Source organism: Okeania sp. (assembly GCF_983059655.1).
In genome coordinates this window covers 1-2,240 of record NZ_CEZPJD010001055.1, presented here as the reverse complement: position 1 = coordinate 2,240, position 2,240 = coordinate 1, and the positions used below count along the sequence as shown (strand labels likewise).

At 37.8% G+C, this 2,240-nt stretch carries 3 protein-coding genes; 2 read left to right on the top strand and 1 reads right to left on the bottom strand.

Annotated elements, in window-relative coordinates; translation table 11 throughout:
* The coding region (locus tag AC3DU7_RS31690) for a YggT family protein (RefSeq protein WP_488043201.1) at positions 1-276 on the bottom strand (276 nt) is incomplete at its 3' end.
* A gap of 305 nt (positions 277-581) precedes the next feature.
* On the opposite strand from AC3DU7_RS31690, the gene psbX reads away from it, so the two are divergent.
* Together psbX and AC3DU7_RS31680 are read left to right on the top strand one after the other, a co-directional pair.
* Positions 582-701, top strand: a complete 120-nt coding sequence (psbX, locus tag AC3DU7_RS31685; RefSeq protein ID WP_124146589.1) for a photosystem II reaction center X protein — start codon at positions 582-584, stop codon at positions 699-701.
* A gap of 481 nt (positions 702-1,182) precedes the next feature.
* Positions 1,183-2,064: a Ycf66 family protein gene (locus tag AC3DU7_RS31680; RefSeq protein WP_488043200.1), complete on the top strand. Its 882-nt coding sequence runs from the start codon at positions 1,183-1,185 to the stop codon at positions 2,062-2,064.
* Positions 2,065-2,240 lie beyond the last annotated feature (176 nt).

Sequence of the window (2,240 nt, the reverse complement as noted above, 5' to 3'; positions counted from 1 at the left end):
CATTGTCAATAAACCTTGCTGGCCTAAAAGCAACTCCCGTAATAAACTGAAAATACCTACCCAAATAATCGGACTAATATCCACCCCACCCAGAGGAGGCACAATTTTCCTAGTGGGGGCTAAAAATGGTTCTGTAGGCCAAAAAATCAAATTAAACGGAAGTTGATTGATATTTACCTGGGGATACCATGTGAGAACTATTCGGAAGATAAATAAGAATGTCATTAACCCCAGGGCAATACCTAGAGTCCAATTAGCTAATGTTAGATAGTCCATAAGACAATAAAAGAATGAAATTTTGTCAAGTAAAAATTAACTTTATAGCGGTTTTCACAAAGGTAGACTACAAAACTTCTGCCCTCTGCCTTCTGCCTTTAAGTCAAAATCTCTGTACTTTATGTTAATGAAAACTGCTATAAGTTACCTGATTGTATTTCAAATTATCTCAACGTTGGTTGAAGACTAGCACTCTCCATTCCCACTTATTTACTACTACCAAAATTTGTACTGAAAAAAATCACAAACCGCTATAATATTTAAAATTAAAGTAAATCAAATTTTGTGGCAAAGGGCAATAATCCATGACTCCTTCTTTATCAAACTTCTTATTAAGTCTACTGGCGGGAACTCTAATTGTAGTTATTCCTGCTACAATTTTTCTGATATTCGTCAGCCAAAAGGATAAAGTTACTCGTTCCTAAACCCTAGATACTAAACATTTTTCTTTTTGGAGCAAAGGTTAAGTAAGAATACCATTTCCTAGAAGTTTAACAATCACGAATTCTTCTTAGGAATAAACTTTTTTCTGAAATAACCTAACAGTTATGTGAAGGGCCTAAAAGCAAACTACTTTAGCTTTAAGCTTCACCTAATTTTTTTAGACAAAGACAAATTGAAAGCCTCAGACTACAGAATAGGGGAGACAGTGATATAATTGTCCAAACCTAACAAGCTGAGGTTTTTCTTTGTTAAATTGATGATATGTGCAGAAGGAAAAATCTGGCGTTGTCTGAATTTTCAGCTTTTGATATGTCAAATATAGTAATGGTAACTGTTATACAATATTCAACTAAATATTAAATAAGCTTTATATCTGCCAAATAACTTCAAGTCTAGATTCCAAGTCAGGGTAGAGATTTTAAACTTGAATTACTAATTTATAACTTACTTAGGAGATTAATAATGATCAACATAGGATTTAATGGGATGAGTTTCCTGGGAATAATCCTGGCCGTAGCAGGAGCAGGACTTTACTTCCTCCGCGCATGGCGTCCGAAGCTAGCTAGAGATCACGATATTTTCTTTGCTGCAATTGGCTTACTATCTGGAGGTATTTTATTCTTCCAAGGCTGGAGATTAGACCCTATTTTAGCTTTCGGTCAGTTTTTGTTAACTGGTAGTGCCATATTCTTTGCAGCAGAATCTATAAGAATGAGAGGTCTTACAACTAAGCAAGCTAGAGAACGTACCCCTATTGTAGATGAAGAAAGACCGGTAAGTCCTGTTTATGGTTATGCAGAATCAGACTTAGACGAACTAGAACCTTATGAAGAATATCCCGCTAACCGTCGTATCAGAGGTACTCAAGATTATCGTTCTTCTAGGCCAGATAATTTTGAGGATGACTACCGCCGTCGTCCTCCTAATCGCAGAAGTAGTTATGATAGACCAGGAGAAACAAACCCCAGATTACGCAAGCGTAGTCCTCGTTCAGAAGATTATTCTACTAGATCGTCTTCTGAATATTGGGAAACTTCTGTAGATTTAGAAGATAGGAGACCTGCTTCTCGCAGTCGCGGTAATTTCAGCGATACTAATAGACAAGAAGATAGACTACCTCGCCCTCGTAGTCGAGATAGCTGGGAGACTCCTACTACTGAAGAAAGGCCATCCTATAACCGTACTCGTCGCCCTAGTCCTGAAGCAAGCTACTCGGAAGAAACATCTCCTAGAACTAGAAAGCGCCGTCCACCAGAAGCATCATCTACTGATGGAGAGGTAACATCAGAAAATTATGTAGAGTATACTCCTATGGATTCTGCTGATAGTGATGTTAATGGTTAATTGAAGAAGGCAGAAGGAAAAATTGCATGGGGATACTAAACGATAGGCCACTCCGTGTCTTATAAACCCACACAATTTTAAGTACCCCCGTTGATCAAACAAAGAAGGTCTCAAGCTTCCCCTTTTAAGGGGATGAAAAGCAGTTGTTTTGCTAGGGCATAACTACGTTAACGGCT

What these genes read in the sequence shown, in the direction of transcription:
- psbX (WP_124146589.1), top strand. Translation starts at nt 582, where the DNA reads ATGACTCCTTCTTTATCAAACTTCTTATTAAGTCTACTGGCGGGAACT.
- AC3DU7_RS31680 (WP_488043200.1), top strand. Translation starts at nt 1,183, where the DNA reads ATGATCAACATAGGATTTAATGGGATGAGTTTCCTGGGAATAATCCTG.